Below are 26,753 nucleotides of genomic sequence, written 5' to 3'. Positions count from 1 at the left end.
TGAGCTTTGTCAGGAATTTAAGCCCCTGCGGCCGGGGAAACAAGGGGCGGAGGGTCAGGCTGCCTCGGCGGGACGCGCGTCGGGGAAGATCGGCTGCGCCGTGCTGTCGAGTTCCTGAGCCGCGACCAGAAGCTGCTCGCGGGCCTCGCATTCGAGCGACCAGGCGATGTTGGGATCGGGGCAGGGGATCAGGAAGAGCACTTCCTTGCCGAAAACATCGTGACCGGAGACATAGACGCCGCGCGATTCGGGACGGTCAGCGAGCCCTTCCATATCATCGAGAATCTGTTCGTAGCGCTGGCGCAGCGCCTCCACGTCGGCGCTATGGGACAGGCGCAGCACCACTTCCCGGATAAGGAAGTGCTCCTGCATGGTCCAGTTCTCGAAGGGCTCGGCGACGAAGTCGACCACCGGCACCACCAGCCGCTGCCCGGTCCAGACGCGCAGCTGCACATAGGTGAAATGGATGCGCTCGACCGAGCACAGATGGCCCTTGAACAGCACTTTGTCACCAATGCGCGCCGATTGGTTCAGCGCGATCTGCATCGAGGCCATGATATTGGTCAGCACGTTGCGGCCGGCGTATGCGAGGATAATCGTTGCCGTACCCGCGGAGGCGAGCAGCGAAATGCCCAGCGAGCGCATGACGCTGGCTTCGGAGATGACGATGCCAGCGCCCACCAGCGCCACAAGGACGATCACTGCGCGGCGGGCGGCGGAGACGCGCGTCGCGATATTGCGGCGCTGTTCCTGGCCGTCTCCCATCTCGGCCAGCTCGTCGCCGTCGAATTTCACCAGTCGGTTGAGAATCACGTCCGCCACGTTGATCACCAGCCAGAGCACGGTGGAGACGAAGCCGAGGATGAGCAGCGGCGAGAGAATCGTGTCGATTCGCCCCGAGAACACCAGCACGTGCCGGGTGAGCAGGGACATGGTCAGGGTGACGACGGCCAGCGTGGTCGGGCCGCGCAGGGCCACGAGCGTCGAGTAGGGCGCATCGCGCAGCGTGCGGTTCAGCCCTCGCGACATGAGCCTGTTCACCAGCAAGCCGATGAAGCCGGTGGCCATCAGCACCAGTGGTAGCGCGATGACCTCCCACCAGCGCAGGCCCCAAAAGGCCCGCTCGCGCAGCGGCGCCGGAAGCACGATTTCCAGCTCCGTGGGGCCGAAGGCCTCGGCCAGCGCTGGCAGCGCCTGCACCGTCTGGCGCGAGACAAGCCAAACCGGATCTCCGGTTTCGGGCTTCACGCGGTTGATCCGGATCGGCACCGGGCGGTCGCCGAGCTTGACATACCACAGCAGCAGCGAGCGGCGCGGCTCGCCCGCCATGGGGGCATCCTTGGTGCGGGCATCGACGCCGTCGGGCCGATCGCGCAGGTCGTACCAATCGATCATGATCTTGCGATCCATGAGCGTGGCGAACTGGCGGGCGCGCTCGGGCCCGAGCTCTGCCTGCTCGCCAGGCTCGATGGGCGAAAGATCGAGCAGGTGCGCCGCGCCTTCCCAGTCCTCGGCATCGGCACGGAAGAGGAAGCTCTCGAGCGCGGCGCGCGGGGTGGACCTGTCGATGTTCTGCGGGGCGTTGCCGAGGCCGGGGTTGACCATCTCGACCTCGTACCAGCGGTCGAGTTCGCCCTGCTGCGCGCGGCCGGGGCCAGTCAGGGCCAGAAGCAGCGTCAGCAGCGCAAGCGAAAGGAGGCGGGCGAGCAGGGTCATCGCAGATCAACGGCAGGCGCGCCCCGTTGGTTCCGCCCCTGCAGTCGCGGGGCGTGGCAGAGATGGCAGAGCGCCAAAGAAAAAGCGCGCCACCGGGGCGCGCTTGGCATTTCTGGTCCGCGGCGGCGGAGGCTTACATGAAGCCCAGCTCCAGCCGCGCCTCGTCGGACATCATGTCCATGCCCCAGGGAGGATCGAAGACCATGTCTACATCCACATCCTTGACCCCCGGGACCGAGGCGACGGCGTCCTGCACCCAGCCTGGCATCTCGCCCGCGACCGGACAACCCGGTGCGGTCAGCGTCATGATCACCTTCACGTCGCCCTCGCCGGCGATCTCGATCGTGTAGATCAGGCCGAGGTCGTAGATGTTCACCGGAATTTCCGGGTCGAACACGGTGCGGCACGCTTCGACGACCGAATCGTACAACGGGTGATCAGTGCTGGAGGGCGCGATCAGCGGGGCGCCTTCGAGCGGTGCGTCGGTCATGGCGGGTCCTTCCTCGGGGTTCCTGACCGAAGATATAGGAAAAGCGCGCGCCGGGGTAAAGGGTGCCCGCCGGGCTGTCGAGGCGGAGCAGCCCCGCCCGTACATATCCGTTCGTATAAAAAATGGCTTTTTGTGGGCGCCGACTGTGTTATCCGGATGCTGTTCGGCGTCAAGAGCTTTTGCATCCCCTTCGCGGGGCGCGCGGCGCAAGGGGCCGCCAGACACGCACCATGGTCCTCGAACAGCGGGGCGACACAAGGGGATTGCATGCGCCGCGCTTGGGGATTGCATCGCGCCAGACGGGGGAGTCGGGTGGGGGTGGGCGCATCAGGGTGCTGACGAAGCCTGGGCGTCTGGGAAGGAAACGGGGGAACGGGGAAGGGACTGGGAATGCTTCACTCGGTAAGGGAATCCACGGCCGAAAATGCCGCGTTCGAAGACGTGATTGCCATGGCGCATGAAATGCAGGGCAATCGCGCGGTCTCGGAACTGCTGCGCCTCTCGGCGGCGTTGCTGGAACATTGCGCCTATGAGATGGCGCGCAACGACGGCCGCGGACAGGTGTCGCGGATCATCCTCATTTCGGCGGAACTGGAACGCATGGCGCGCGAGGCCGCGGCGCAGTGAGCTTTGTCGTGCCCGGGGTTACCAGGCGTAAGCGTCTGGAATAGCGACGTAATCTGGAAAACATCCCGCCAGTCTGCCCGCGCGGGCAGCCGGTCCGGCGGGTTTTTTCGGGCTCGGCAGAAAAATCCGCAACTGCCCCTAGGAAAGCGCTTGACGGGGTCCGGCCCCCCGCCTAAAAGCGCCCCACGTTCGGGACACAGTCCAGACGGTAGCGAGCGGTTGTAGCTCAGTTGGTTAGAGTACCGGCCTGTCACGCCGGGGGTCGCGGGTTCGAGCCCCGTCAACCGCGCCACCGCTACCTTGGATTGATGACCGGCAGAAAAGCGCGGTTGTAGCTCAGTTGGTTAGAGTACCGGCCTGTCACGCCGGGGGTCGCGGGTTCGAGCCCCGTCAACCGCGCCACTTTCTTCGGAACGCAGACGCCTCGCAGCCTTCGGGCCGCGCGGCGTTTCTGCTTTTGGGGCCTCCGATTTCGGTCGCCCGGACCGGAAGCGCGGAGCAGACCGCCGTTTCTTCTGGGCAGAATTATCGCGGGGGAGTCGCGCGCAGCGCGGCGGGGGCGGCGCCCCCATGACGCTCCGCCAGTAACTTGAGCCGCGCGCCGAGTCGCGCTAAACCGCGCCGCAACCCAGTCGAATTCGCGCCGCGACGTCACCCAGCCGGAAAGCCAGACCATGAAATTCCTCGATCTTTGCAAGGTCTACATCCGATCCGGCCAGGGCGGCAAAGGCTGCACCTCTTTCCGCCGCGAGAAGTTCATCGAATACGGCGGACCCGATGGCGGCGATGGCGGCCGGGGCGGCGACGTCTGGGCCGAGGCGGTGGACGGGCTCAATACGCTCATCGATTTCCGCTACCAGCAGCATTTCTTCGCCGGCAACGGCGTGCCGGGCATGGGGCGCCAGCGCACCGGCGCCGATGGCGATGACATCGTGCTGCGCGTGCCCGTCGGCACCGAGATTCTCGATGAGGACGAGGAGACGGTGATCGCCGATCTCACCGAGCTTGGCCAACGCGTGATGCTGGCCAAGGGGGGCAACGGCGGCTGGGGTAACCTGCACTTCAAGACCTCGACCAACCAGGCGCCGCGGCGCGCCAACCCCGGCCAGCCTGGGGTCGAGCGCACCATCTGGCTGCGGCTGAAGCTCATCGCCGATGTCGGCCTGCTGGGCCTGCCCAACGCCGGCAAGTCGACCTTCCTCGCGGCGACCTCCAATGCGCGGCCAAAGATCGCCGATTACCCGTTCACCACGCTGCACCCGAACCTTGGTGTCGTCGGCGTGGACGGCAAGGAATTTGTCGTCGCCGACATCCCCGGGCTGATCGAAGGCGCGCATGAAGGCCGCGGCCTCGGCGATCTCTTCCTTGGCCACGTCGAGCGCTGCGCCGTGCTGCTGCACCTCGTCGATGGCACCTCGGGCACGCTGCTCGAGGATTGGCAGACGATCATCACCGAGATCGAGGCCTATGGCGAAGGGCTCGCCGACAAGCCCCGGGTCACCGTGCTCAACAAAATCGACGCGCTGGACGACGAGGAGCGGGCCTTCCTGAAAGAAGAGCTCGAGGCCACGACGGGCGGCAAGGTCATGCTCATGTCCGGCGCGGCGGGCGAGGGCGTGACCGAGGTGCTGCGCGCCCTGCGAGGCTTCATCGACGAGAACCGCCTGCGCGAGGCGCCCGAGGAAGACACCACATGGCGACCCTGAGCGAGGCGCGCCGCCTCGTCGTAAAGATCGGCTCGGCCCTTCTGGTCGACAAAGAGACCGGCGCGCTGCGCCAGGACTGGTTGAAGTCCATGGCTGCCGATGTGGCCCGGGTGAAGGCGCGCGGCACCGACGTTGTGCTGGTCTCATCGGGCTCGATCGCGCTCGGGCGCGGCATCTTGAAACTCCCCCCGGTGGCGCTGCCGCTCGAGCAGAGCCAGGCCGCCGCCGCGGTGGGTCAGATTCGCCTTGCCCGCGCTTGGGAAGAGGCGCTGGCCCCGCATGGGATCACCACCGCGCAGGTTCTGGTGACGCTCGAGGATTCCGCCTCGCGCCGCCGCTATCTCAATTCCCGTGCCACGATGGAGACGCTGATCGGCTTCGGCGCGGTGCCCATCGTCAACGAGAACGACACCGTCGCCACCGACGAGATCCGCTACGGCGACAACGACCGGCTGGCGGCGCAGGTCGCCGTGACCGTGGGGGCCGACCAGTTGATCCTGCTGTCGGACGTCGATGGCTTCTACACCGCCAATCCGGCGCAGGATCCCAAGGCGCGGCGCTACGACGTCATTCATCAGATCACCCCCGAGATCGAGTCCATGGCCGGCGACGCCGGCTCGGGCCTGTCGAAGGGCGGGATGAAGACCAAGCTCATGGCCGCCAAGACCGCCACCGGCGCCGGCTGTGCCATGGCAATCACCGAGGGCTCGGTGCTGCACCCGCTGAGCGCGCTGGAAGACGGCGCCAACGCCACTTGGTTCACGCCGCAGATGGACCCGCATGCGGCGCGCAAGGGCTGGATCCTCGCGATGAAGCCTTGCGGCGTGCTGACCGTCGACGCTGGCGCCGCCGCCGCGCTGGCGCAGGGCCGCTCGCTGCTGCCGGTCGGGGTGACCCGGGCCGAGGGCGCCTTCGGTCGCGGCGATCCGGTGACCATCCGCGACGAGGCCGGGCGCGCGCTGGGGCAGGGGCTGACCCGCTATACCGCCGATGAGGCGCAGGCGATCATCGGTCACCACAGCTCCGAGATCGAACAGGTGCTGGGCTATCCGGGCCGCGCCGTGCTGATCCACCGCGACGACATGGCGCTTTGATCCGTCGCGCCGATGGCACGGGAAATGAGGCGTGGTTGCGCAGAGAAGAAGGGCATGGACTCTTCCTCTTTCCAAGGACGCGCTGACCGGGCCCTGGTCGTCCGGAGCGGCGCGCGGACGGCGCGCAATCCGCTCTGTATCCCCCGGGGTCACGGCGCTATAAGAAAGCTCCAAACCCCAAACCTAGGGTAAAGAGCGATGAAAGACCTGACAGACATCCACGCGACCATGATCGACCTCGGCAAACGCGCCAAGGCCGCCGCCGCGGAGCTCGCCTTTACCCCGCCAGAGCGCAAGACCGAGGCGCTGGAGGCCGCGGCGGATGCGGTCTGGGCCCGCCGCGCCGAGATTCTCGCCGCCAATGAAAAGGACATGCAGTTCGGCCGCGACAAGGGGCTCAGCGAGGCGATGATGGACCGGCTGTTGCTCACCGAGGAGCGCCTGCAGGGCGTCGTCGACGGGCTGCGTGCCATAGCCGCGCAGCGCGATCCCGTGGGCGAGGTGATCACCGAGTGGGACCGCCCCAGCGGGCTGCAGATAAAGCGCGTGCGTACGCCGCTCGGTGTCATCGGGGTGATCTACGAATCCCGGCCGAACGTCACCGCCGACGCCGGGGCCCTGTGCCTCAAGTCCGGCAATGCCGTGATCCTGCGCGGGGGGTCCGAGAGCTTCCACAGCTCTTCGGCGATCCACGCCTGCCTCGTTGACGGCCTGCGCAAGGCGGGCCTGCCCGAGGACGCGATCCAACTGGTGCCGACGCGCGAGCGCGCCGCGGTGCAAGAGCTGCTGACCATGACCGACTATGTCGACGTCATCGTGCCGCGCGGTGGCAAGGGGCTTGTCGGCCTCGTGCAGCGCGAGGCGCGGGTTCCGGTGTTTGCCCATCTCGAGGGCATCGTGCACATCTACATCGACCGCGCCGCGGATCCGGTGACCGCGCTCAAGGTGGTGCTCAACGCCAAGACCCGGCGCACCGGCATCTGCGGCGCCGCAGAATGCCTGCTGATCCACCGCGAGGCGATGGACACCATCGGCCAGGGCGTGGTTCGCGCGCTGCTCGACGCCGGCGTCGAGGTGCGCGGCGACGCGGGCGTGCAGCAGGTCGAGGGGGTGACCCCGGCCACCGAGGGCGACTGGGGCCGCGAGTATCTCGACAAGATCATTGCTGCAAAAGTGGTCGCCGACGAGGACGACGCCATCGCCCACATCCGTCGCTACGGCTCGCAGCACACCGACTGCATCCTGTCGCAGGATGAGGCGGCGGTCGAGAAATTCATCCAGCGCGTGGACAGCGCCATCGTCATGGTCAACTCCTCGACCCAGTTCGCCGACGGCGGCGAATTCGGCATGGGGGCCGAGATCGGCATCGCCACCGGCAAGATGCACGCCCGCGGCCCGGTGGGTGCCGAGCAGCTGACCAGTTTCAAATACGTCGTGCGCTCGGATGGCGCGGTGCGCGGCTGAGTTTAGCTGATCTCGATCGTGACCGCCGCGTCACCGGCGGTCACTTCGATGCTGCGACCGCGCTCCTCGGCGAGGGCGGCCAAGACCGGGAAATGCACCTGCGCGCTCGACAGGGCGGGCAGCTTCCCGGGGTGGGCGAGCAGGCTCCAGAGCGCCGCATCATGGGCGATCCGCTTGCCGGTTCCGGTGATCCGCCAGCCCTGGTTCAACTCTTCCACCTCGATCTGCCCGCCCAGGGGCAAGGCGCTTTCGCAGCAGAGCACCGCCAGCAAGGCGAGCTGAACCTCGGGGCGCGGCGCGGCGCTCTGGCGGCGCCAGTCGCAGCTGAGCCGCCCGCCTTTGCAATAGTCGCGAAGCAGGCGCGAGGCTTCCGGCGGGCCAATCATCTGCTCGCCTTCGGCATGGCCAAAGGCAACGCGGAACAGGCTGATCCTCGCGCGGGCGGCGCGGCAGCTGTCGTCCACCAGCGCCAGTTCCGGCGTGTCGAGCGGCGTGCCCGAGAGCGCCAGAAGCTCGAGCCCGTTTGCAATGGCCCCGACAGGGCTGATCAGGTCGTGGCAGAGCCGCGAGGCTACCAGCGTCGCGAGTTTGGCGTTATGCTGTTGCATCAAGGCCTCGTGGAAAGGGGATGGGTATGAACGATCTCAACGCATTGCTGGAGCCGGGCATGCTGGTACAGCATCCCGACAGACCGGATTGGGGGCTGGGGCAGGTGCAATCCAATATCGGCGGCCGTGTGACTGTCAACTTTCGGGAGCAGGGCAAGGTCGTGCTCGACGGCGAGCGTGTGACCCTCCTGCCGGTGTTCGACGTCTAGGCTTAGGGCGCAGTCGTTTACGAATAGTTAACCAAGCTCGCCGAAGCCTCGCCCGTGGCTGATCGGTCGCGTCGGACAGCTCGGGGCGGGCCGCGGAAAATCTGTTTTCCTTTGCGCTCTTCCGCTTTAGAACCGCGCCAACAAGCAGAGGACGGCCATGGCGCTGGACGACAGGAACCTGACGGTGCGGCTGGCGCGCACGGAAGACGAAATCGCGGCGGCGCAGCGCCTGCGCTACGATGTGTTCGTCGCCGAACTGGGCGGGGGCGGGACTCTGGTGGATCACGAAAACCGGCTCGAGCGGGATCGGTTCGACCCGTTCTTCGATCACCTGCTGCTGACCGATGCCCGCAAGGAAGGCGCGGTGGTGGGCGTTTACCGGCTGCTGCGCGATGACCAGGCCGAGGCGGCGGGACAATTCTATTCCGAGGATGAATATGACCTCTCGCTGCTGCGCGCGAGCGGGCGGAGGCTGCTGGAGCTCGGCCGATCCTGCCTGGATCCCGACTATCGCGGCGGGCCGGGCGTCATGCTGATGTGGCAGGCGCTGTCGGACTACGTGGCCGAGCACGGGATCGAGATCCTTTTCGGCACCGCCTCTTTCCACGGCACCGACGTGCAGCGCCTTGCGCATCCGCTGTCGCTGTTGCACACGCGCCATCTTGCGCCCGAAGAGCTGCGCGTGCGCAGCCGGGTGTTCCAGCCGATGGACCTGCTGCCAGAGGCGGAGATCGACCGCCGCCGCGCCATGGTCGAGACGCCGGCGCTGATCAAGGGTTACCTGCGGCTCGGTGGCATGGTGGGCGAGGGTGCTTTCGTCGACCACGCCTTCAACACCACGGATGTCTGCCTGGTGATGGACACGCAGAGGCTCAACGCGCAGGCGGCGGCGCGGGTCCGGCGGGGGCGCGGATGAGCGGTCCTTCGGGGCCGTCGGACCCGACCTGGCGCGGGGCAGAACCCCCGGAAATCGCGCTTGGCTGGGCCGACTACGCGCGGGCGACGCTGCGCGGGCTTCTGGTCGTGCTGCTGCTGATCTGCGGGATCACGGTGAAGCTGGCAGTGCTGCTGGTCGAGCGGCTGGTCCGGGGCGGGCGGCGGGTCTGGTCGCCGGTCGTCACACAGGGGGTCTGCCGTCTGGTCTTCGTCATTCTCGGCCTGCGCCTCGAGGCGCGGGGCGCGCGCATGACCGGCCCGGGAGCCTATGTCGCCAACCACTCGTCCTGGCTCGACATCTTCGCGCTGAACGCAAGGCGCAACGTGCTCTTCGTGTCGAAAGCCGAGGTGGCCAACTGGCCGGGAATCGGGGTGCTTGCGAAGCTCACCGGCACGGTCTTCATCAATCGCGACCGGCGCGCGGCCAAGGCACAGCCCAAGCTGATCGAGGCGCGGCTTCTGGCAGGCGACAGGTTGCTCTTCTTCCCGGAGGGGACCTCGACCGATGGCCGGCGAATTCTGCCTTTCAAAACAACGCTTTTTGAGGCGTTTTTGTCAGAGGAGTTGAAGTCCCATCTGCAGGTCCAGCCAGTCACGGTGGTCTATCATGCGCCGCCGGGCGCTGATCCCGCCTTCTACGGTTGGTGGGGGGACATGGCTCTGGGGCCGCATCTGCTGCACGTGCTGGGAGCGCGTTGCCAGGGGCACGTGGAGGTGGTCTACCACGAGCCGCTTAGGGTCGCCGATTTCGCCCATCGCAAGGGTCTGGCGCGGGCGGCGGAAGCGCGGCTTCGATCCGCGCATCCCTCCGAAGGCATCGCGTGAGAAATATCCTGTAACGCGCTGAAAAGTCAGCGCATCGCGGCGATAAGGGCCTTCAGCGCGGCGGCTGGGTCCTCGGCGCTCCAGATCTCCTCGCCGATGCTGAGGAAGTCGGTCACCGGCGCCAGCTTGGCCACCAGCTCGGGGGTCAGCCCGCCCTCGGCCACCACCGGCACCTCGATCATCTGCGACCACCACTCGAAGATCTCGAAGTCCGCCAGAGTCCCGTCGCCGAGCACCTCGCCGCTGAGCGGGCCGAAAGAAACGTAATCCGCTCCGGCCTCGCCAGCGACCATGCCGTCATGCCGGAAGCTGCCGCAGAAGGCGCCGACGATGGCGTCCGGGCCAAGGTCCTTGCGCGCGGCACGGACCGAGCGCGACCCGTCGGTGAGGTGGACCCCGTCGAGCCCGAGGCGCTGAGCCAGCACCACGTGGGTGTCGATCACCAGCGCGATGTCGTAGCGATGCGCCACCTCGCGCACCGCGTCGGCGGCGCGCAGCAGCCGGTCCTCGTCGCGCGTGGCGAGCGACAGACGCATGCAGGCGATCTCGGCGGCATCGAGCACCGAGGAAAGCTTGTCCGGAAAGACCGAAAGGTCGAATTCCGGCGGGGTGACGAGATAGAGCTGAGGCTGGTCTGCTTCGGCCATGGCGCGGCTCCTGACTTGCGAATTGCGCTCCTATATCGCGGCTTTAGGATACAAGGAAGGGGGCAGCGTCATTTCGGCGGCAGGCTGCGGACAAACTCGATCGCCAGCGTGGTCAGGCGGGCGCGGGTGGCATCGTCCGCCATGGCCTCGGGCGCGGCCTCGATATAGCCGCCCATGCGGCGCCCGCCCATGATGGCGGGGCCGACGTCGTCGAGCGCGGTGGCCATCGCCTGCGCCTCTTTGCCGACGCGGTAAAGCCCGCCGTCGGCCCGCACTCCGCAGATCATGTTGCCGTCGAGCAGGAAGCACAGCGCGCCAAACATGCGTTTCTCGGTCAGACCGGGCAGAGGGCCGATGTCGTCGCGGACGGTTTCGGCGAGGCCTTCGTCAAAGCTCATGCGCTGCGCTCCTTGCGGGGAATGCGTGCAGCATATCCTTCGGAGACCCCCGCGCGGGGATATTTCTGCCCGGAAGAAAGCGCAGCGCTCAGTGCCGGGGGAAGGTGAAGCGGAAGACCTCGTTGGGGTAGGCCTCTTCGCCCAAGCGGAAATAGGTCCGACCGATCCGCTCGAAACCCTGCGCCCTGTAGAAGGCGATGCCGGGGGTGTTCTCGGAATTGGTGGCCAGCCAGACGGAGGGAGCGTCCAGCGCGAGGGCCGCGCCGAGGCCCGCCTGCAGAAGGTCGCGCCCGATGCCGTGGCCCTTGTGACGGGGCTGGACGTAGAGCGTGGCAATCTCGGTGTCCGAGCAGCCCGGGAGCGGCCCGGGGGCGCCTTGGGAAAGACGCAGGAAGCCGTCGATGCCCTCTTCGTTCTGGGACACGATGAAACGCTGCGAAGCATCGGCCAGCCCGCGCTCGAACTGCGCCTTCGTGAAGGTCTCGAGCGCGTAGTCTGCGAATTCGGCGGTCACGCCGCGGCGGATGTAGGTGCCGAGCCAGACCTCGATCGACAGGGCGGCGAGGGCGGAGGCGTCGTCGGGTCTGGCATCTCTGAGGGTCATGCGGGCTCCGCTGTCAGGCTGCGCCCCTTTTGGCAGCCCGGGACGGGAGCGGCAAGGATGGGAATGGGCCCGAGAAATCCGGGCCCCGAGGTGTCGCTTTCTTGCTCTTCGGCCCGCGCGGGACTATGCGGGAGCCGGATTTACGGAGTTTGTCATGCCGAGCGAGACGAGGCAGCCCGCATTCGTGCTGGTGCGGCCGCAGATGGGTGAGAATATCGGGGCCGCATCGCGGGCCATGTGGAATTTCGGGTTGGACCGGATGCGTCTGGTCAGCCCGCGCGACGGCTGGCCGAACCCCTCGGCCACCGCCATGGCCTCGGGCGCCGGGCGGCTGCTCGACGAGGCGCAGCTGGTCGAGACCACCGCTCAGGCGGTCGAGGATTGCGATCTGGTCTTTGCCACCACGGCGCGGATGCGCGGGCTCACCAAGCCCGTCTATTCGCCCGAGCAGGCGATGAAGGAAGCCAGCCAGCGCATCGCCCAGGGCGGCAAGGTCGCGGTGATGTTCGGCCCCGAGCGTGCCGGGCTGGAAAACTCCGACGTGGCGCTGGCCAATGCGCTGATCAACGTGCCGGTGAACCCCGAGTTCCCCTCGCTCAACCTCGCGCAATGCGTGCTGCTCTGCGCCTACGAATGGCAGCGGGCCTCGTCGGAGATCGCGGCGTTGCGGGTCGAGATGGCGGGCGCCGAATGGGCCAGCGGCATCGAGGTCGAGAAGCTGGCCGAGCATTACGAGGAGCGGTTGACCGAGGCGGGGTTCTTCTTCCCCGAGCACAAGGCGGAGAGCATGAAGCTCACCTTGCGCAACCTCTGGAGCCGCATGCCGCTGACCCGCGAGGACGTGAAGACCCTGCATGGGGTGATGCGCCAGATGGTGCGCTGGAAAGAGCGCGGCTGAGCCGCGCCTTGCTTGGTTGATGGCGGCTTGAAGGGGGCGGGGTGCGCCCCTATCGTCGCCGCGACGGATGTAGGAGAAGATCATGGCCGGAAACCGCAAGCTCTTTGAGGAGGTTGGGGCGGAGACCCCGAAGGCCGCCCCCACGGGCGGCATGATCGACAGGGGGCGCACCGGCGCGCGGGGGGCGATCCGGGTCTGGCTAATGCTGCTTTTTGTGCTGGTGATGGCGATGATCTGCGTCGGCGGGCTGACCCGGCTGACCGACAGCGGCCTGTCGATCACCGAATGGAAACCGCTGCATGGCGCCGTCCCGCCGCTCAGCGAGGCCGAGTGGCAGGAAGAATTCACCCTCTACCAGCAGATCCCGCAATACGAGCTGCTCAACAAGGGCATGACCCTGTCGGAGTTCAAGGGCATCTACTGGTGGGAATGGGGGCACCGGCAACTGGGCCGGGTGATCGGCCTCGTCTGGGCGCTTGGATTCCTCGTCTTCCTCGTGGCGCGGCAGATCCCAACCGGTTGGACCGGGCGGCTCTTGCTTCTTGGCGGGCTTGGCGGGCTGCAGGGGGCCGTGGGCTGGTGGATGGTCTCGTCGGGACTCGTCGGCGAGATGATCGCCGTGGCCTCCTATCGGCTCGCCATCCACCTCGGGCTTGCCTTCATCATCCTGGGGTTCATTGCCTGGGACATCTTCTTGCTTGGACGGCAGGAACGCGAGCTGATGCAGGCCCGGCGCCTGCGCGAGCCGAAGCTCTTCTCCATGTCCACCGGCCTGCTGCACGCCGCCTTCCTGCAGATCCTGCTGGGCGCGCTGGTGGCGGGGATCGACGCGGGCCGCTCCTTCACCGACTGGCCGCTGATGGCGGGCGGCTTCTTCCCGCCGCAGCCGTTCGACTTGGTGCCGGTCTGGCGCAACTTCTTCGAGGACCCGGGCCTCGTGCAGTTCATGCACCGGATCGTCGGATATCTGCTCTTCGTCTTCGGCGTGGTGGTCTGGCTGCGCGGTCGCAAGTCCGCCAATGCGGACACCCGCTTCCGCTACAACGCGGTGCTGGCCATGCTCTGCGTGCAGGTCGTGCTGGGCATCGCCACGGTGCTTTACGTCGCGCCCTGGCACATTGCCATCACCCACCAGCTCGGGGCCGTGGTGCTCTGGGTGCTGATCCTGCGCGCCCGCTTCGGGGCGCAGTTCCCCAAAACCCAATCGATCCGCGAGGCCCGCTGAGATGAGTGCATTTGACGAGTTGATGACGTTCCAGCGTGACACCGGCGCGCTGGCGCAGGTGGCGGGCCGCCTTGGCTGGGACCAGGAAACCACCATGCCGCATGGCGCTGCCGACCAGCGCGCCGAGGAGATGGCGGCGCTGGAAAGCGTGCTGCACGCCCGGCGCACCGATCCGCGCGTCGGCGAATGGCTGGCGGCCATTGATGCCGCGGCGCTGGACGAGGTCGGGCAGGCGCAGCTGCGGCACATCCAGCGCAGCTTCACCCGCGCCGGTCGCGTTTCGGGCAAGCTGGCAGCGGATCTCGCCCGGATCACCAGCCGGGCGCACCGCATCTGGGCCGAGGCGCGGGCCGACGACAACTTCGCGGCCTTTGCGCCGATCCTGAAGGATGTCGTCGCGCTGAAGCGCGAGGAGGGCGCGGCGCTGGCGGACGGTGGAGACGTCTACGACGCGCTGCTTGATGACTACGAGCCCGGCGCCACGGCGCAGCAGCTTTCCGAGATGTTCGGCGCGCTGCGGCCGCGTCTGGTGGCGCTGCGGCAGGCGATCCTCGAGAAACCCGCACCCAAGGCGCTCTCGGGCACCTTCGATGACGCGGGGCAGATGGCTCTGGCGCGCAAGTTGGCCGAGGTCTTCGGTTACGACATGGCGCGGGGCCGGGTCGACAAGGCGGTTCACCCCTTCAGCTCGGGCAGCGGCGATGACGTGCGGATCACCACGCGGACCAACCCGCTCGACCCGTTCAACTGCATCTACTCGACCATACACGAGACCGGCCATGCCGCCTACGAGCAGGCCATCGCGCCGGGGTATCGCTTCACCCCGCTGGGCGAGGGTGTGTCGATGGGCGTGCACGAGAGCCAGAGCCGCATCTACGAGAACCAGCTGGGCCGCTCCCGGGCCTTCACCGGATGGCTCCACCGTCAGATGCAGGCGCAGTTCGGCGATCTGGGGCTGAGCGCCGAGGCGTTCTACGCCAGTGTCAACGCGGTGCAGAACAACTACATCCGCACCGAATCCGACGAGGTGCAGTACAACCTTCATGTGCTGCTGCGCTTCGATCTCGAGCAGGCGCTGATCTCGGGCGATCTTTCCGTGGACGATCTCGAGGCCGCCTGGAACGAGCGCTTCGCCGCGGACTTCGGCTTTGCCGTCGATAAGCCCTCGGACGGGGTTCTGCAGGACGTGCACTGGTCGGCTGGGCTCTTCGGCTACTTCCCGACCTACAGCCTTGGTAATGTCTATGCCGGCTGCCTGCACAAGGCGCTGCGGCAGGCGGTGCCCGACCTTGACGCACAGATGGCCGAGGGTGATCTTTCCGCCGCCACCGGCTGGCTGCGTGAGACCGTGCAGCGTCACGGCGGGCTTTATCACCCGCGCGACGTCATCGAGCGCGCCTGCGGCACGGCCCCCTCGGAGGTGCCGCTGCTCGAGTATCTCGAGGCCAAATTCGGGGCTCTATACGATCTCTGAGGCACCGGCCAAAAACAATGAAGCGGCCCCGAGGGGCCGCTTCTGGTATCCGGGTGCGTGAGTGGTGGACCGGACTTAAACTGTTTCGGGGATGTGCGGAGATATCACGCTGAAGCGGCCTCCACCGAAGATGACCAGCGGCAGCGCCAGCAGCGCAACGACGACCAACCGCTGCGTTACCTCGAGGTCCAGGACCGCGAAGTCGGGCAGCAAAAGCTCGTGCCAGAGGTAGATGACAAAGCCGATGAGGGCGACGGTGCGGGTCGCGACACCGAGGATCAGCCAAATGCTGATCGACGCCAGGATTGCACAGGTCAGCGCGACCAACGGCTCGGGGATGCGTACATCGAGGGTGCCCGTGAACACCGGATCATTGGTAAAGATTTCCAGCGCGACCGTATAGCCCAGCAACAAGGCGAGAAGAATTCGCAGCGCGCATTGAAAAGTCGAAAAAAAGTTCACAATCGTCCTGCTCGTTAATCCGGAATCGAATGGCCCGGCCGGTTACATGTCGCCATTGTTACACTTGACCAGCACAAATCAACCGGGAACTTTTCAAGTTTGCCTTTGCGTAAACATTGTTAGTCACGCGCCGCAGCTGTCGCGGCTAGGGCGTCAGACGCCTCGAAACATTGAATAATCCAGTCCACGGCGCGGCGCATGCCAGAGTCCGTCCTGCGGCTCTCATGATAGAAGAGCCAACATTCCAGCTTTTCTGGCGCCGCCTCGGGTGCAGCGGGTACGAGATCCGGTGTCTGGCATGCCAAAAGATCGGGCAAGGGGCCTGCCATCCGCGTGATCTGCATGAGCCGGTGCAGGGCGATGAAGTTGTCGACAGTGATCTTCGGCTCCTTGCCGAAGACATCATAGGCCTGCCGCAAGATGCGCGAGCGGCTCGTGCTGGTGTTCAGCCCGACCCAGCCGCCCTCTGCATCGCTGTCGCGGAACCGATAGGGGCGGAAGCTCATTTCGCCGGCCTTGCGGGCAACGATGCGGCCCTGGTCGGGGCGTCCGAACTGCACCACGAGGTCATTCTCGCCCAGGCCCTCGCGCTCGCGACGCTCGGTGACCGTCAGTTGCACATTGGCCAGTAGGTCGGCCTGCGGGCCGAGCCCGGGAAACAGAACCAGCGAGGCGATGATCGGCGAGGCGCCGAGGCTCAGAGAGACGGAGTCGATGTCGAGCCCCGCGCCCTGGTTGTTGAGCGTCGACTTGAGCTGACCGTCAAAGTTCTGCGCGACGTTGATCAACTCGCGCACCGCCTCGGAGGGGCGCCATCCATCGGCCGTCTTGACGAAGGCGGGCACACCGAGCGTTTCGGAAAGGCGTTCGATCCGGCGCGATACGGTCGCGGTATTGGTGCCCAGCAGCTTCGCCGCTGCGGTCATCGTGCCGGTCTTGGAAAGTGCTACGAGGAACCGAAGGTCGTCCCAATTGTTCATGGTCTTTTTCTGCTCGGGCTTTTGGGTCGCCTAGATCGGCGGTCGGCCGCGCGCTTTTCCCTCGTCGGTTGTGTAAGGTTCGGCGCGCGCTCTTAACGGATGAGTTACCGATTAATTTAGGACGTTGCTCTGGGCAAGCAAGCAGGGGGTGATCCCAAATTGGTGACAATTTGTATCAGATTGACGCTGGGGAAGGAAAAACGCCGCGTCCGGGACGGGACGCGGCGTTTTCATGGGCGGAGAACCGCCGTTTTTAGTGCTGCGGCGGAGCCCGGCGCGCGCGATGCGCGCCGGTGCGAATCAGCCGAAGTAGCCGCCGAAGCTGCCGCGGTAGGCGGCCGCCAGTTCCGAGAGCGGGGCTTCGCTGCTTCCGAAGCGGACCGTGTCGCCGGTGAACTTGCCGACAGTCGCCAGCGTGACGCCCGCTGCCGAGGCCGCGCTCATCAGCGCTTCGGCGGCGTCGAAGCTGCAGGCGATGAGGTAGCGGCCCTGGTCCTCACCGAAGAGGGTAGGGGTATCCGCCGCGTCGATCTGCACGCCGACGCCCGAGGCTTCTGCCATCTCGAAGGCCGCCATGGCGAGGCCACCGTCCGACAGGTCGCAGCAGCTGCGGATCCAGTCGCGGTTGGCGAGGATGAACTCGCCGTTGCGGCGCTCGGCCTCGAGATCGACCGCGGGCGCGTCGCCTTCCTCGCGATTGAACACCTCTGCAAGCAGGGCGGACTGGCCGAGGTGGCCGGCGGTGTCGCCGACCAGCAGCGCCACATGGCCGTCGCGCGCATAGCCGAGGATCGGCTCTTCGCCGGCGGCGATCAGCCCAACCGCGCCGATGGTCGGCGTCGGCAGGATCGGCTCGCCGTCGGTCTCGTTGTAGAGCGAGACGTTGCCCGAGACGATGGGCGTGTCGAGCGCAAGACAGGCCGCGCCGATGCCGTCGATAGCGCCGACGAACTGGCCCATGATCTCGGGCTTCTCGGGGTTGCCGAAGTTCATGTTGTCGGTGGTCGCCAGCGGGCGGGCGCCCACGGAGACGAGGTTGCGATAAGCTTCCGCCACCGCCTGCTTGCCGCCTTCGACCGGGTTGGCGCGCACGTAGCGCGGCGTCACATCCGAGGTGAAGGCCAGCTTCTTGTCGGTGCCATGCACGCGGATCACGCCGGCGCCGAAACCAGGGATGCGCACGGTGTCGGCCATGACCTGGCTGTCGTACTGCTCGTAGACCCATTCGCGCGAGCAGTAGTTCGGCGAGGAGATAAGCGCCTTCAGCCCGTCGATCGGATCGATGCCGGGCACGTCGGCGAGCGGTTCAGCGGCGGGGGTGGGGACCCAGGGGCGGTCGTACTCGGGCGCGGTGCCTGAGAGCGCCTTGAGCGGCAGGTCGGCCTTCACCTCGCCGTTCAGCACGATGAGGAAGCGGTCCTCGGCGATGGTCTCGCCCACGATGGCGAAGTCGAGGTCCCACTTGTCGAAGACGGCCTTGGCTTCGGCCTCCTTGGCGGGGTCGAGCACCATGAGCATGCGCTCCTGGCTCTCCGAGAGCATCATCTCGTAGGCGGTCATGTTCTTTTCGCGCACCGGTACCTTCTCGAGGTCGAGGCGCACGCCGAGGTTGCCCTTGTCACCCATTTCAACGGCCGAGCAGGTCAGGCCCGCCGCGCCCATGTCCTGGATCGAGATCACCGCGCCGGTCTGCATCAGCTCGAGCGTGGCTTCCATCAGGCGCTTTTCGGTGAAGGGATCGCCGACCTGCACAGTGGGGCGCTTTTCCTCGATGGTCTCGTCGAACTCGGCCGAGGCCATGGTCGCGCCACCGACACCGTCACGGCCGGTCTTCGCGCCGAGGTACACGACCGGGCGGCCGACGCCCGAGGCGGCGGAGTAGAAGATGCTGTCGGTGTCCGCGAGGCCCGCCGCGAAGGCGTTGACCAGGCAGTTGCCATTGTAGGCCGGGTGGAAGCGCACTTCGCCGCCCACCGTCGGCACGCCGAAGCAGTTGCCGTAGCCGCCGACGCCCTCGACGACGCCGTGCACGAGCTGGCGGGTCTTGGGGTGGTCCTTTTCACCGAAGCTGAGCGCGTTCATCGCCGCGATCGGGCGGGCGCCCATGGTGAACACGTCCCGCAGGATGCCGCCCACGCCCGTCGCCGCGCCCTGGTAGGGCTCGATGTAGGAGGGGTGGTTGTGGCTTTCCATCTTGAAGATGACCGCCTGGCCGTCGCCGATGTCGACGACGCCGGCGTTCTCGCCCGGGCCGCAGATGACCTGCGGGCCCTTGGTCGGCAGCTTGCGCAGGTGGATCTTCGAGCTCTTGTAGGAGCAGTGCTCGTTCCACATGGCCGAGAAGATCCCCAACTCGGTGAACGTCGGCTCGCGGCCGATGATCTGCAGGATCCGCTCGTATTCGTCGGGTTTGATCCCGTGTGCGGCGATGAGCTCTTCGGTGATGGACGGTTCCTGCATCCTTGCTCCCCTTAGCGTGGTTGGGGGCTCTTTAAGGCAAGGGCGGCAAAGGGGGAAGAGGGGTCAGGGCCCGAGCGCCCCGGCGCGTTGCAATCTTTCCCGCCTTTGCGCCGGCAGGGCAGAGGGTCGCGGCGCGCCTCGCGGCGGGGCTGCGGGGCCAGCCGCAAAAAAAAGGCCGAGCACAAAGCTCGGCCGAAGTCCAACAGGGAGGTTGAAGATGACGCGCACTAGGGCGCTTCAAGCTTCGTGTGCTGAATATGTGATCAGTCTTGAGTCGATCAAGGGAAGAAACGGTCTCAATCGGACATTGCTGCCATGCACTGTTTGCATGGCGCCTGTTTATTGGGCGCCGTCAGTCGGCGCCCATCGCCTTGAGTTGCCGCCGATGCGCGAAGATTTCGTCCTGCACGAAGTCGCGGAAGGCGGTTACCCGCTTGGAATGACGCAATTCTTCCGGGTAGGCGAGGAACACGGGCACCTCGTTGCTCTCGACGTCGGGCAGCACCCGCACCACGTGCGGGAAATCCTCGATGATGTAGTCGGGCAGCACGCCGATGCCGAGGTTGGCGATCACCGCCTGCAGCACCCCGAAGTAGTTGTTCACCGTGAGACCCGTCCGAATGTCATAGGTGAGCAGCTTCTGCACCAGCGCCTTGCCGGAAAGCACCTGCGCCGAGTTGGGATTTTGGCAGATAAGCCGGTGCGACGAGAGATCCTCGAGCGACTCGGGCAGGCCGTTCGCCTCGAGGTATGCAGGCGAGGCATACATGCGCATGCGGATCGACATCAGCCGCTTGCGGATCAGGTCCGCCTGGCTGGGCTCTTTCATGCGGATCGCCACGTCGGCCTCGCGCATCGGCAGGTCGAGCACGCGCTCCTCGAGCATCAGGTCGATCTTCAGGTCGGGAAACTTTTCGTAAAGCTTGGTCAGGCGCGGGGCCAGCCAGAGCACGCCGAAGCCGTGGGTCGTGGTGACCTTGAGTTCGCCGAAGACCTCTTCCTCGCTGTCGCGGATGCGCGCGGTGGCGCTGTCGATGCGTTTCACCATGGCGGCTGTCGCGTCGAACAGCAATTCGCCCTGCTCGGTGAGAATCAGTCCCCGGGCATGACGGTGGAAAAGGGTGGTATCCAGTGCCTCTTCGAGCGCCCGGATTTGGCGCGACACGGCGGATTGCGACAGATGCAGCGCATCTCCCGCATGTGTCAGGCTGCCTGCGTCAGCGACAGCGTGAAAGATCCTGAGCTTATCCCAATCCATGGCGGCATCTTATTCAACTTTGGCGCCCTGTATACGACAGGAACGGTTAACGGGAACACATCTTCGCCGAGTGTGGGAAATTCACGAAAATTTCCCTATCCGGGTCAGCATGTGTGACCTATCATGGTGCGGAGCTGCAAGCACTATGAGCGATGGGAGGCGCGCATGAGCAAGCAAGCAATTTCCCTGCAGGACAGGTTCGACTTAAGCAAGAGTCCGGTACTTTTGAATGGCACGCAGGCGTTGGTTCGCCTGATGCTGATGCAAAAAGAGCGCGATCGCGCCGCCGGGCTGCATACGGCGGGCTACGTGACGGGCTATCGCGGCTCGCCGCTGGGGGCCGTCGACATCCAGATGAAGCGCGCCGGAAAGCTGCTGTCCGAGAATGACGTGCTCTTCCAGGAAGGGCTGAACGAGGATCTCGCGGCCACGGCGCTCTGGGGCTCGCAACAGGCCGAGCTGCGCGGCGAGGGCAAGTACGACGGTGTCTTCGGCCTTTGGTATGGCAAGGGCCCCGGCGTCGACCGCTCGGGCGACGTCATGCGCCACGCCAACATGGCGGGCACGTCGAAACATGGCGGCGTCCTCATGGCCATGGGCGACGACCACACCGGCGAGAGCTCGACGGTGCTGCACCAGTCCGAATGGGCGCTGGTCGATGCCTACATGCCCGTGGTCTCGCCCGCTGGCGTTCAGGAAGTGCTGGACTTCGGCATCTACGGCTTCGCGCTGTCGCGGTTCTCGGGCCTATGGGTCGGCCTGAAGACGATGAAGGACACGGTCGAGGCCACCGCGGTGGTTGACGGTCGCCCGGACCGCATGTCGCTGGTGACACCCGAGTTCCAATTGCCCGAAGGCGGGCTGAACATCCGCCTCGGCGACACGCCGCACGCGCAGGAAGCGCGGATGATCGACTACAAGCGCTTCGCGGCCGAAGCGTTCTCGCGCGCGAACGGCATGGACAAGCGCGTCTGGGGCAAGCCCGGCGCCAAGATTGGCCTCGTCGCCGCGGGCAAGAACTGGCTCGACCTGCAGCACGCCATGTCGCTGCTGAACATCGACGAGGCCGAGGCCGAGCGTCTTGGCCTCACCACCTACAAGGTGGGCCAGACCTTCCCGCTCGACATGAAGGGCTTCCACGACTGGGCCGAGGGGCTCGAGCTGATCGTCATCGTCGAGGAAAAGCGCAAGCTGATCGAGGTGCAGGTCAAGGAAGCGATCTTCGACGACCGTCGCGGCCGCCGGGTCTATGGCTGGTACAAGGGCGGGGCAGGCGGCATGCACCGCGAAGAGCTCTTCCCCACCCGCGGCGCGCTCGATCCGGTGTGGATCGCGCAGAAGCTCGGCGAGATCTTCGTCGAGGAGGGCCGCGGCACCGAGGGCATCAAGGCCGGGCTTTCGGCGCTCGACGAGGCGCGCAAGGCCGACAACGCCCCCGACCTCGCGGCACGGCTGCCGTATTTCTGCTCGGGCTGTCCGCACAACACCTCGACCAAGCTGCCCGAGGGCGCGCGCGCCTATGCCGGGATCGGCTGCCACTACATGGTGCAATGGATGGACCGCGAGACCACCGGCTTCACCCACATGGGCGGCGAAGGGGTGAACTGGGTCGGCGAGGCGCCCTTCTCCAAGCGCAGCCATGTCTTCCAGAACCTCGGCGACGGCACCTACAACCACTCCGGTTCGCTGGCGATCCGTGCCGCGCTCGCCGCGGGCACCAACATCACCTACAAGATCCTCTACAATGACGCCGTCGCCATGACTGGCGGCCAGCCCAACGAGGGCGGGCTGACGGCAGACCGCATCGCCCGCGAGCTGAAGGCCATGGGCGTCGAGCATCTCGCGGTGGTCTACGACGAGAAGGAGGAGGTGAACTTCGACCTCTTCCCCCGCGGCATCGAGAAATTCGAGCGCGCCGAGATGGACGCCGTGCAGAAGCGCTTTGAGAAGATCGGCGGCGTTTCGGTCATCCTCTATATCCAGACCTGCGCTGCCGAGAAGCGCCGCCGCCGCAAGAAGGGCACCTTCCCCGACCCTGACAAGCGGGTCTTCATCAACACCGATGTCTGCGAGGGCTGCGGCGATTGCGGCGTGCAATCGAACTGCGTCTCGATCGTCCCCGCCGGAACGGAGCTGGGTCGCAAGCGGGCCATTGACCAGTCGAGCTGCAACAAGGACTATTCCTGCCTCAAGGGCTTTTGTCCCTCCTTCGTCACCCTCAAGGGCGCGAAGATGCGCAAGGGCGAGACCGCCGAGATCGACCTGCCGCATCTGCCGCAGCCGCAACTGCCGCAGATCGACAAGACCCACAACGTGGTGATCACCGGCGTCGGCGGCACCGGCGTGGTGACCGTGGGCGCGGTGCTGGCGCAGGCGGCGCAGATCGCCGGCATGGGTGCGGGCATGATGGAGATGGCGGGCCTCGCCCAGAAGGGCGGCGCGGTGCACATCCACCTGCGGCTTGCAAAGCGCCCCGAGGACATCTCGGCGGTGCGCGTGGCGACCGGTGAGGCCGACGCGCTGATCGGCGGCGACCTCGTGGTCAGCGCCGGGGCCAAGACGCTGGGGCTGACGAAACGCGGCCGCACCGGGGCGGTGGTCAACGGACACGAGATCATCACCGGCGAGTTCACCCGCGACACCGAGTTCCAGCTTCCATTCGACCAGCTCCGCGTGGCGCTCGAGGCGCGAATGCAGGACCGGCTGGCGATCTTCGACGCGACCGAGCTGGCACGGATCGCCATGGGCGACTCGATCTTCTCGAACATGATGATCCTCGGCGCCGCCTGGCAGCAGGGGCTCCTGCCGCTGCCGCATGATGCCATCGAGGAGGCGATCCGCCTCAACGGCGCGGCGGTGGAGCGCAACCTGCGCGCCTTCGAGATCGGCCGTTGGGCGGTGGTCCACCCTGCCGAGGCCGCGGCGTTGATCACCCCCAAGGTGGTGGAGAAGCCGAAGTCGCTGGACGAGAAGATCGCCTTCCGTGAAGCGCATCTTGCGGTCTACCAGAACAGGCGGCTGGCGAAGAAATACCGCGCCCTGCTCGACGGCATACCCGACAAGCGCCTGCGCGAGGCGGTGGCCAAGGGCTACCACAAGCTGCTCGCCTACAAGGACGAGTACGAGGTGGCCCGCATGCATCTCGAGACCCGCAAGAAGGCCGAACAGACCTTCGAGCCCGGCTTCGAGATGAGCTTCCACCTTGCCCCGCCGATGCTCTCCAAGGAAGGCTCCGACGGCCGTCCGCAGAAGAAGACCTATGGCGAGGGCATGCTGAAGGCCTTCGGCTTGCTGGCAAAGCTGAAGTGGCTGCGCGGCACTGCGCTCGACCCCTTTGGCCGCACGGCGGAGCGGAAGATGGAGCGCGCCCTCATCGCGCAATACGAGCGCGACATGGCCGAGGTGCTGCCCAAGGTGAGGCCCGAGACGCTCGACGCCACGGTCGCGCTCGCCGAACTGCCGCTGCAGATCCGCGGCTACGGCCCGGTGAAGGAAAAGGCCGAACGCGCTGCCGCCAAGCGTCGCGAAGAGCTGCTTGCCGCCATACACGCCGGCGGCAGCTCCATGGTCAGGGCTGCCGAATAGGCGCAGAGGTCTCGCGCCTTTCTTGCAGGGCAAGATACCCCCGGAGTCCCGGGTCAGTGCCCCCGCGTCCCGCGCCCTCCCGGGGGCGCGGGCGTCGCCACAGGGCGCAATGGATCTCCATCCCAAAGCGCCGTAAGACCGGTCTTCGGGGCTTGCGCCACGTGAGTCGGCGCAGCGTCACGTGAGGCAGGCCGGGTGTGCGTCCCGGCAAGGAGGGCAGAGAATGGCGGTTGGTGTGTTTGATTCCGGGCTTGGCGGGCTCACGGTTCTCGACGCGGTCGCAAAGCGGCTGCCCGAGGTGCCGCTGGTCTACTATGGCGACAACCGGCACGCGCCCTATGGCGTGCGCGACGCGGATGACATCTATAAACTGACCGTCGATGCGGTGCACCGCCTCTGGGACGCGGGCTGCGATCTGGTGATCCTCGCCTGCAACACCGCCTCGGCGGCGGCGCTGCGCCGGATGCAGGAGGGCGGCCTGCCCAAGGGCAAGCGCGTCCTGGGGGTCTTCGTGCCGCTGATCGAGGCGCTGACCGAGCGGCAATGGGGCGACAACTCGCCGCCGCGCGAGGTCGCGGTGCAGCACGTCGCGCTCTTTGCCACGCCGGCCACGGTGCGCTCGCGTGCCTTCCAGCGCGAGCTGGCCTTCCGTGCCATCGGCGTCGACGTCGAGGCGCAGGCCTGTGGCGGTCTCGTCGATGCCATCGAAGAGGGTGACATGATCCTCGCCGAGGCGCTGGTGCGCAGCCACGTCGAGGCGCTGAAACGCAAGATGCCCGAGCCGCAGGCGGCGATCCTTGGCTGTACCCACTATCCGCTGATGCTCGAGGTCTTCCAGGAGGCTCTGGGAGAGGGAGTCGCGGTCTATTCGCAGGCGAACCTCGTGGCAGAGTCGCTTGCCGACTACCTCCAGCGCCATCCAGACATGTACGGCAGCGGGACCGAGAGCCGTTTCCTGACCACCGGCGATCCGCGCAAGGTCTCGGTGCATGCGACCCAGTTCCTCAAGCGGCCTTTGAGCTTCGAGGCTGCCTAGCGCCCGCCCCCGACGGGCACGACAGGGCGGGGCGTGCTGCTCGCGGGCAGGACAAAGCGGGCGCGCAGGCCCCACACCTCGGGGATAGTTCCGTCTCGAAGAGCGGGCGGGCCGCGGCGCGGTGACGCAATTTGATTTGGAGCGGTGCTCTCGGCGCCTTAAGGTGCCATATAGAGAGAACCGCATGCATGTCGGGGGGAAGGCAATGGGTCTCAAATCGCTGAAGAAGCAGCGGCGCATCCAGGTCGTGGCGCTGGCCGCGGTGGCGCTGGTCGTCTCGACCGCGCTGATCGGCTATGCGATGCGCGACGGGATCAACTTCTTCCGCTCGCCGAGCCAGGTGGTCGAGGCACCGCCCTCGCCGAACGAGACCTTCCGCATTGGCGGGCTGGTCGAGGAAGGCTCGCTCGTGCGCGGCCAGGGGCATGAGATCAGCTTCTCGGTGACCGATGGCGGCGCCTCGGTGCCGGTGGTCTTCGAGGGCGTGCTGCCGGACCTCTTCGACGAGAACCAGGGCATGGTCGGCACCGGGCGCTATGTCGATGGCGTGTTCCGGGCGAGCGAGATCCTCGCCAAGCACGACGAAACCTACATGCCCAAAGAGGTGATCGACGCGCTGAAGGAACAGGGCGTCTACGAGGATCCCAACGCCGGGAGCTGACACTGCCTTGGCGCTTAGGCGTATCGGCTGCGGATTGCAGCTGGTGCAAGCGGGCTGCCCGCTTGTGACGGAAGACATTGCCGCCGCTTCCGGCTAGTCTGCGCCCTCGCAACGTGGGATTTGCAGATGACGATCAACGACATGGACGACCTTGCCGGGCTGAAGGACATCGGCCGGATCGTCGCGAACGCCCTGCAGGGCATGGCGAAGGCGATCGAGCCGGGCATGACGACGCTGGAGCTCGACGAGATCGGCCGCGCGATGCTCGAAGCCGAGGGTGCGCAATCGGCTCCCGAGACGAGCTACAACTTCCCCGGCGCCACCTGCATCAGCATCAACGAGGAGATCGCCCACGGCATCCCCGGTCCGCGGGTGATCCAGCGCGGCGATCTGGTGAACATCGACGTCTCGGCCTCGAAGGCCGGGATCTTTGCCGACACCGGCGCGACCTTTCGGGTGGCGCCGGTGAAAGCGCCACTCGACCGGCTGTGCCGCGATGGCAAGAAAGCCATGCAGATCGGCATTGCACAGGTTGGCGCGGATCGGCCTCTCGCGGGGATCGGCGCGGCCATCGGGCGGTTTGCCGGCAGCAAGGGCTACACGCTGATCCGCAATCTCGCCAGCCACGGTGTCGGCCATTCCCTGCATGAATACCCCGAAGAGATCCCTACCTGGCCCGTGCGCGGCGAGCGGCGGCGGATCACCAAGGGGCTGGTGCTCACCGTCGAGCCGTTTTTGTCGATGGGAGGGCAGTGGGCCAGCGAGGGCGAGGACGGCTGGACGCTCTACAGCGAGCCCTGCGCGCCGGTCGTGCAATACGAGCACACGGTGGTCGCGACCGAAACCGGCGCGCTGGTGGTCACCCAGCCGGGATGACCCGTGTTCAAGGCGTTCGTTCGAAAAAGCGCAGGTGCGGCAGCGCCACGTCCGGGATGGGCTGGTAGGGGCCGCGCTCGACAAAGCCCAGCTTGGCGTAGAGGTGGCAGGCGGCAGCCAGCGTCTTCATCGTGTCGAGCCGCAGAAGCGGCGCACCGGCGGCGCGGGCGCGGGTGGCCAACTCTTCCACCAGCTGAGCCGCGAGCCCTTGGCCGCGCGCCTCGGGGGCGACGTAGACCCGCTTGATCTCGGTGCTGCCGTCGGGCAGCCGCTGCGACATGGCGCAGCCGACCGGGGCGCCCTGGCGCTCGGCCAGCAGAACGGCGTCATGCTTGCCGGGCAGGGCATCCAGCAGCTCGTTGTATGCGGGGTCGGGATAGAAAAGCGCAACCAGCGCCGGGGCGGCGGGATGGTGGGCGCGCAGGTCCTCGCGGTAGGCGAGGCAGAGCGCACGCACGGCGGCGAAATCCTCGGGACTCGCCGCCGTGCGGAGGGTGATCTGGGTCACGTTTGC

25 protein-coding genes and 2 tRNA genes are annotated in these 26,753 nt (G+C 66.6%); 16 read left to right on the top strand and 11 right to left on the bottom strand.

Annotated features, from left to right (window positions below; genetic code table 11):
* Positions 1 to 54: 54 nt before the first annotated feature.
* Both CEW88_RS08995 and CEW88_RS08990 read right to left on the bottom strand, forming a co-directional pair.
* On the bottom strand, positions 55 to 1,716 hold the full coding sequence (locus CEW88_RS08995; RefSeq protein ID WP_108966072.1) for a mechanosensitive ion channel family protein: 1,662 nt from the start codon (positions 1,714 to 1,716) through the stop codon (positions 55 to 57).
* Positions 1,717 to 1,849: 133 nt separating this feature from the next.
* A complete protein-coding gene (locus CEW88_RS08990; RefSeq protein ID WP_108966070.1) occupies positions 1,850 to 2,206 on the bottom strand; it encodes an SUF system Fe-S cluster assembly protein in 357 nt (118 codons plus the stop codon).
* Between the two features lie 390 nt (positions 2,207 to 2,596).
* On the opposite strand from CEW88_RS08990, the gene CEW88_RS08985 reads away from it, so the two are divergent.
* From CEW88_RS08985 to CEW88_RS08960, 6 genes are all read left to right on the top strand, one after another.
* Positions 2,597 to 2,833 (top strand): hypothetical protein, encoded by a 237-nt coding sequence (locus CEW88_RS08985; RefSeq protein WP_108966069.1) that lies wholly within the window; start codon positions 2,597 to 2,599, stop codon positions 2,831 to 2,833.
* 215 nt (positions 2,834 to 3,048) lie between these two features.
* Positions 3,049 to 3,125, top strand: a tRNA-Asp gene (locus tag CEW88_RS08980).
* Positions 3,126 to 3,158: 33 nt separating this feature from the next.
* Positions 3,159 to 3,235 (top strand) — tRNA-Asp (locus CEW88_RS08975).
* A 272-nt stretch (positions 3,236 to 3,507) separates the two neighbouring features.
* Complete coding sequence (gene obgE, locus CEW88_RS08970) at positions 3,508 to 4,539, top strand: GTPase ObgE (RefSeq protein WP_108966067.1); 1,032 nt, start codon at positions 3,508 to 3,510, stop codon at positions 4,537 to 4,539.
* Positions 4,527 to 5,633, top strand: a complete 1,107-nt coding sequence (gene proB, locus CEW88_RS08965) for a glutamate 5-kinase (protein ID WP_108966065.1) — start codon at positions 4,527 to 4,529, stop codon at positions 5,631 to 5,633. The genes obgE and proB overlap by 13 nt, the downstream gene beginning before the upstream one ends.
* Positions 5,634 to 5,831: 198 nt before the next feature.
* Positions 5,832 to 7,097 carry a glutamate-5-semialdehyde dehydrogenase gene (locus CEW88_RS08960; RefSeq protein ID WP_108966063.1) on the top strand — a complete coding sequence of 422 codons (1,266 nt, stop codon included), beginning with the start codon at positions 5,832 to 5,834 and terminating at the stop codon, positions 7,095 to 7,097.
* A 2-nt stretch (positions 7,098 to 7,099) separates the two neighbouring features.
* Here the strand turns inward: CEW88_RS08960 and CEW88_RS08955 are convergent, their stop codons facing one another.
* On the bottom strand, positions 7,100 to 7,705 hold the full coding sequence (locus CEW88_RS08955; protein ID WP_108966061.1) for a histidine phosphotransferase family protein: 606 nt from the start codon (positions 7,703 to 7,705) through the stop codon (positions 7,100 to 7,102).
* Between the two features lie 26 nt (positions 7,706 to 7,731).
* On the opposite strand from CEW88_RS08955, the gene CEW88_RS08950 reads away from it, so the two are divergent.
* The 3 genes from CEW88_RS08950 (at position 7,732) to CEW88_RS08940 (ending at position 9,675) form a co-directional block, all read left to right on the top strand.
* Positions 7,732 to 7,914, top strand: a complete 183-nt coding sequence (locus tag CEW88_RS08950; protein WP_108966059.1) for a DUF3553 domain-containing protein — start codon at positions 7,732 to 7,734, stop codon at positions 7,912 to 7,914.
* Between the two features lie 157 nt (positions 7,915 to 8,071).
* On the top strand, positions 8,072 to 8,830 hold the full coding sequence (locus CEW88_RS08945) for a GNAT family N-acetyltransferase (RefSeq protein ID WP_108966057.1): 759 nt from the start codon (positions 8,072 to 8,074) through the stop codon (positions 8,828 to 8,830).
* A complete protein-coding gene (locus CEW88_RS08940) occupies positions 8,827 to 9,675 on the top strand; it encodes a lysophospholipid acyltransferase family protein (RefSeq protein WP_108966055.1) in 849 nt (282 codons plus the stop codon). The genes CEW88_RS08945 and CEW88_RS08940 overlap by 4 nt, the downstream gene beginning before the upstream one ends.
* A gap of 26 nt (positions 9,676 to 9,701) precedes the next feature.
* Here CEW88_RS08940 and CEW88_RS08935 read toward each other — a convergent pair whose 3' ends face one another.
* From CEW88_RS08935 to CEW88_RS08925, 3 genes are all read right to left on the bottom strand, one after another.
* On the bottom strand, positions 9,702 to 10,322 hold the full coding sequence (locus CEW88_RS08935) for a thiamine phosphate synthase (RefSeq protein WP_108966054.1): 621 nt from the start codon (positions 10,320 to 10,322) through the stop codon (positions 9,702 to 9,704).
* 68 nt (positions 10,323 to 10,390) lie between these two features.
* Positions 10,391 to 10,720, bottom strand: coding sequence for a TfoX/Sxy family protein (locus CEW88_RS08930; RefSeq protein WP_108966052.1), 330 nt, complete (start codon positions 10,718 to 10,720; stop codon positions 10,391 to 10,393).
* Between the two features lie 88 nt (positions 10,721 to 10,808).
* A complete protein-coding gene (locus tag CEW88_RS08925) occupies positions 10,809 to 11,324 on the bottom strand; it encodes a GNAT family N-acetyltransferase (protein ID WP_108966050.1) in 516 nt (171 codons plus the stop codon).
* 154 nt (positions 11,325 to 11,478) lie between these two features.
* On the opposite strand from CEW88_RS08925, the gene CEW88_RS08920 reads away from it, so the two are divergent.
* From CEW88_RS08920 to CEW88_RS08910, 3 genes are all read left to right on the top strand, one after another.
* Positions 11,479 to 12,222 carry an RNA methyltransferase gene (locus CEW88_RS08920; RefSeq protein ID WP_108966048.1) on the top strand — a complete coding sequence of 248 codons (744 nt, stop codon included), beginning with the start codon at positions 11,479 to 11,481 and terminating at the stop codon, positions 12,220 to 12,222.
* A gap of 82 nt (positions 12,223 to 12,304) precedes the next feature.
* Entirely contained in the window at positions 12,305 to 13,447 is a 1,143-nt protein-coding gene (gene ctaA / locus CEW88_RS08915) for a heme A synthase (RefSeq protein ID WP_108966046.1), read from the top strand.
* Position 13,448: 1 nt separating this feature from the next.
* Positions 13,449 to 14,921, top strand: coding sequence for a carboxypeptidase M32 (locus CEW88_RS08910; protein WP_108966044.1), 1,473 nt, complete (start codon positions 13,449 to 13,451; stop codon positions 14,919 to 14,921).
* Between the two features lie 75 nt (positions 14,922 to 14,996).
* Here the strand turns inward: CEW88_RS08910 and CEW88_RS08905 are convergent, their stop codons facing one another.
* The 4 genes from CEW88_RS08905 to CEW88_RS08890 all read right to left on the bottom strand — a co-directional run bounded on the left by CEW88_RS08905 (position 14,997) and on the right by CEW88_RS08890 (position 20,081).
* A complete protein-coding gene (locus CEW88_RS08905) occupies positions 14,997 to 15,383 on the bottom strand; it encodes a hypothetical protein (protein WP_108966042.1) in 387 nt (128 codons plus the stop codon).
* 119 nt (positions 15,384 to 15,502) lie between these two features.
* Positions 15,503 to 16,363, bottom strand: coding sequence for a LysR family transcriptional regulator (locus tag CEW88_RS08900; RefSeq protein ID WP_108966040.1), 861 nt, complete (start codon positions 16,361 to 16,363; stop codon positions 15,503 to 15,505).
* 300 nt (positions 16,364 to 16,663) lie between these two features.
* Positions 16,664 to 18,823: a phosphoribosylformylglycinamidine synthase subunit PurL gene (gene purL / locus CEW88_RS08895; RefSeq protein ID WP_108966038.1), complete on the bottom strand. Its 2,160-nt coding sequence runs from the start codon at positions 18,821 to 18,823 to the stop codon at positions 16,664 to 16,666.
* A 352-nt stretch (positions 18,824 to 19,175) separates the two neighbouring features.
* Entirely contained in the window at positions 19,176 to 20,081 is a 906-nt protein-coding gene (locus tag CEW88_RS08890; protein WP_095883359.1) for a LysR family transcriptional regulator, read from the bottom strand.
* Positions 20,082 to 20,246: 165 nt separating this feature from the next.
* Between CEW88_RS08890 and CEW88_RS08885 the strand changes: the two genes are divergently transcribed.
* The 4 genes from CEW88_RS08885 (at position 20,247) to map (ending at position 26,239) form a co-directional block, all read left to right on the top strand.
* A complete protein-coding gene (locus CEW88_RS08885; protein ID WP_108966036.1) occupies positions 20,247 to 23,666 on the top strand; it encodes an indolepyruvate ferredoxin oxidoreductase family protein in 3,420 nt (1,139 codons plus the stop codon).
* Positions 23,667 to 23,889: 223 nt separating this feature from the next.
* Complete coding sequence (murI, locus tag CEW88_RS08880; RefSeq protein ID WP_108966035.1) at positions 23,890 to 24,702, top strand: glutamate racemase; 813 nt, start codon at positions 23,890 to 23,892, stop codon at positions 24,700 to 24,702.
* Positions 24,703 to 24,907: 205 nt separating this feature from the next.
* On the top strand, positions 24,908 to 25,363 hold the full coding sequence (gene ccmE / locus CEW88_RS08875; RefSeq protein ID WP_108966033.1) for a cytochrome c maturation protein CcmE: 456 nt from the start codon (positions 24,908 to 24,910) through the stop codon (positions 25,361 to 25,363).
* A 126-nt stretch (positions 25,364 to 25,489) separates the two neighbouring features.
* Entirely contained in the window at positions 25,490 to 26,239 is a 750-nt protein-coding gene (gene map, locus CEW88_RS08870; RefSeq protein WP_108966031.1) for a type I methionyl aminopeptidase, read from the top strand.
* Positions 26,240 to 26,246: 7 nt separating this feature from the next.
* Here map and CEW88_RS08865 read toward each other — a convergent pair whose 3' ends face one another.
* On the bottom strand, positions 26,247 to 26,747 hold the full coding sequence (locus CEW88_RS08865) for a GNAT family N-acetyltransferase (protein ID WP_108966029.1): 501 nt from the start codon (positions 26,745 to 26,747) through the stop codon (positions 26,247 to 26,249).
* Positions 26,748 to 26,753 lie beyond the last annotated feature (6 nt).

This window comes from Alloyangia pacifica, from assembly GCF_003111685.1.
In the GTDB taxonomy this organism is placed as follows: Bacteria; Pseudomonadota; Alphaproteobacteria; order Rhodobacterales; family Rhodobacteraceae; genus Salipiger; species Salipiger pacificus_A.
This window is presented reverse-complemented; position numbering and strand designations above follow the sequence as displayed.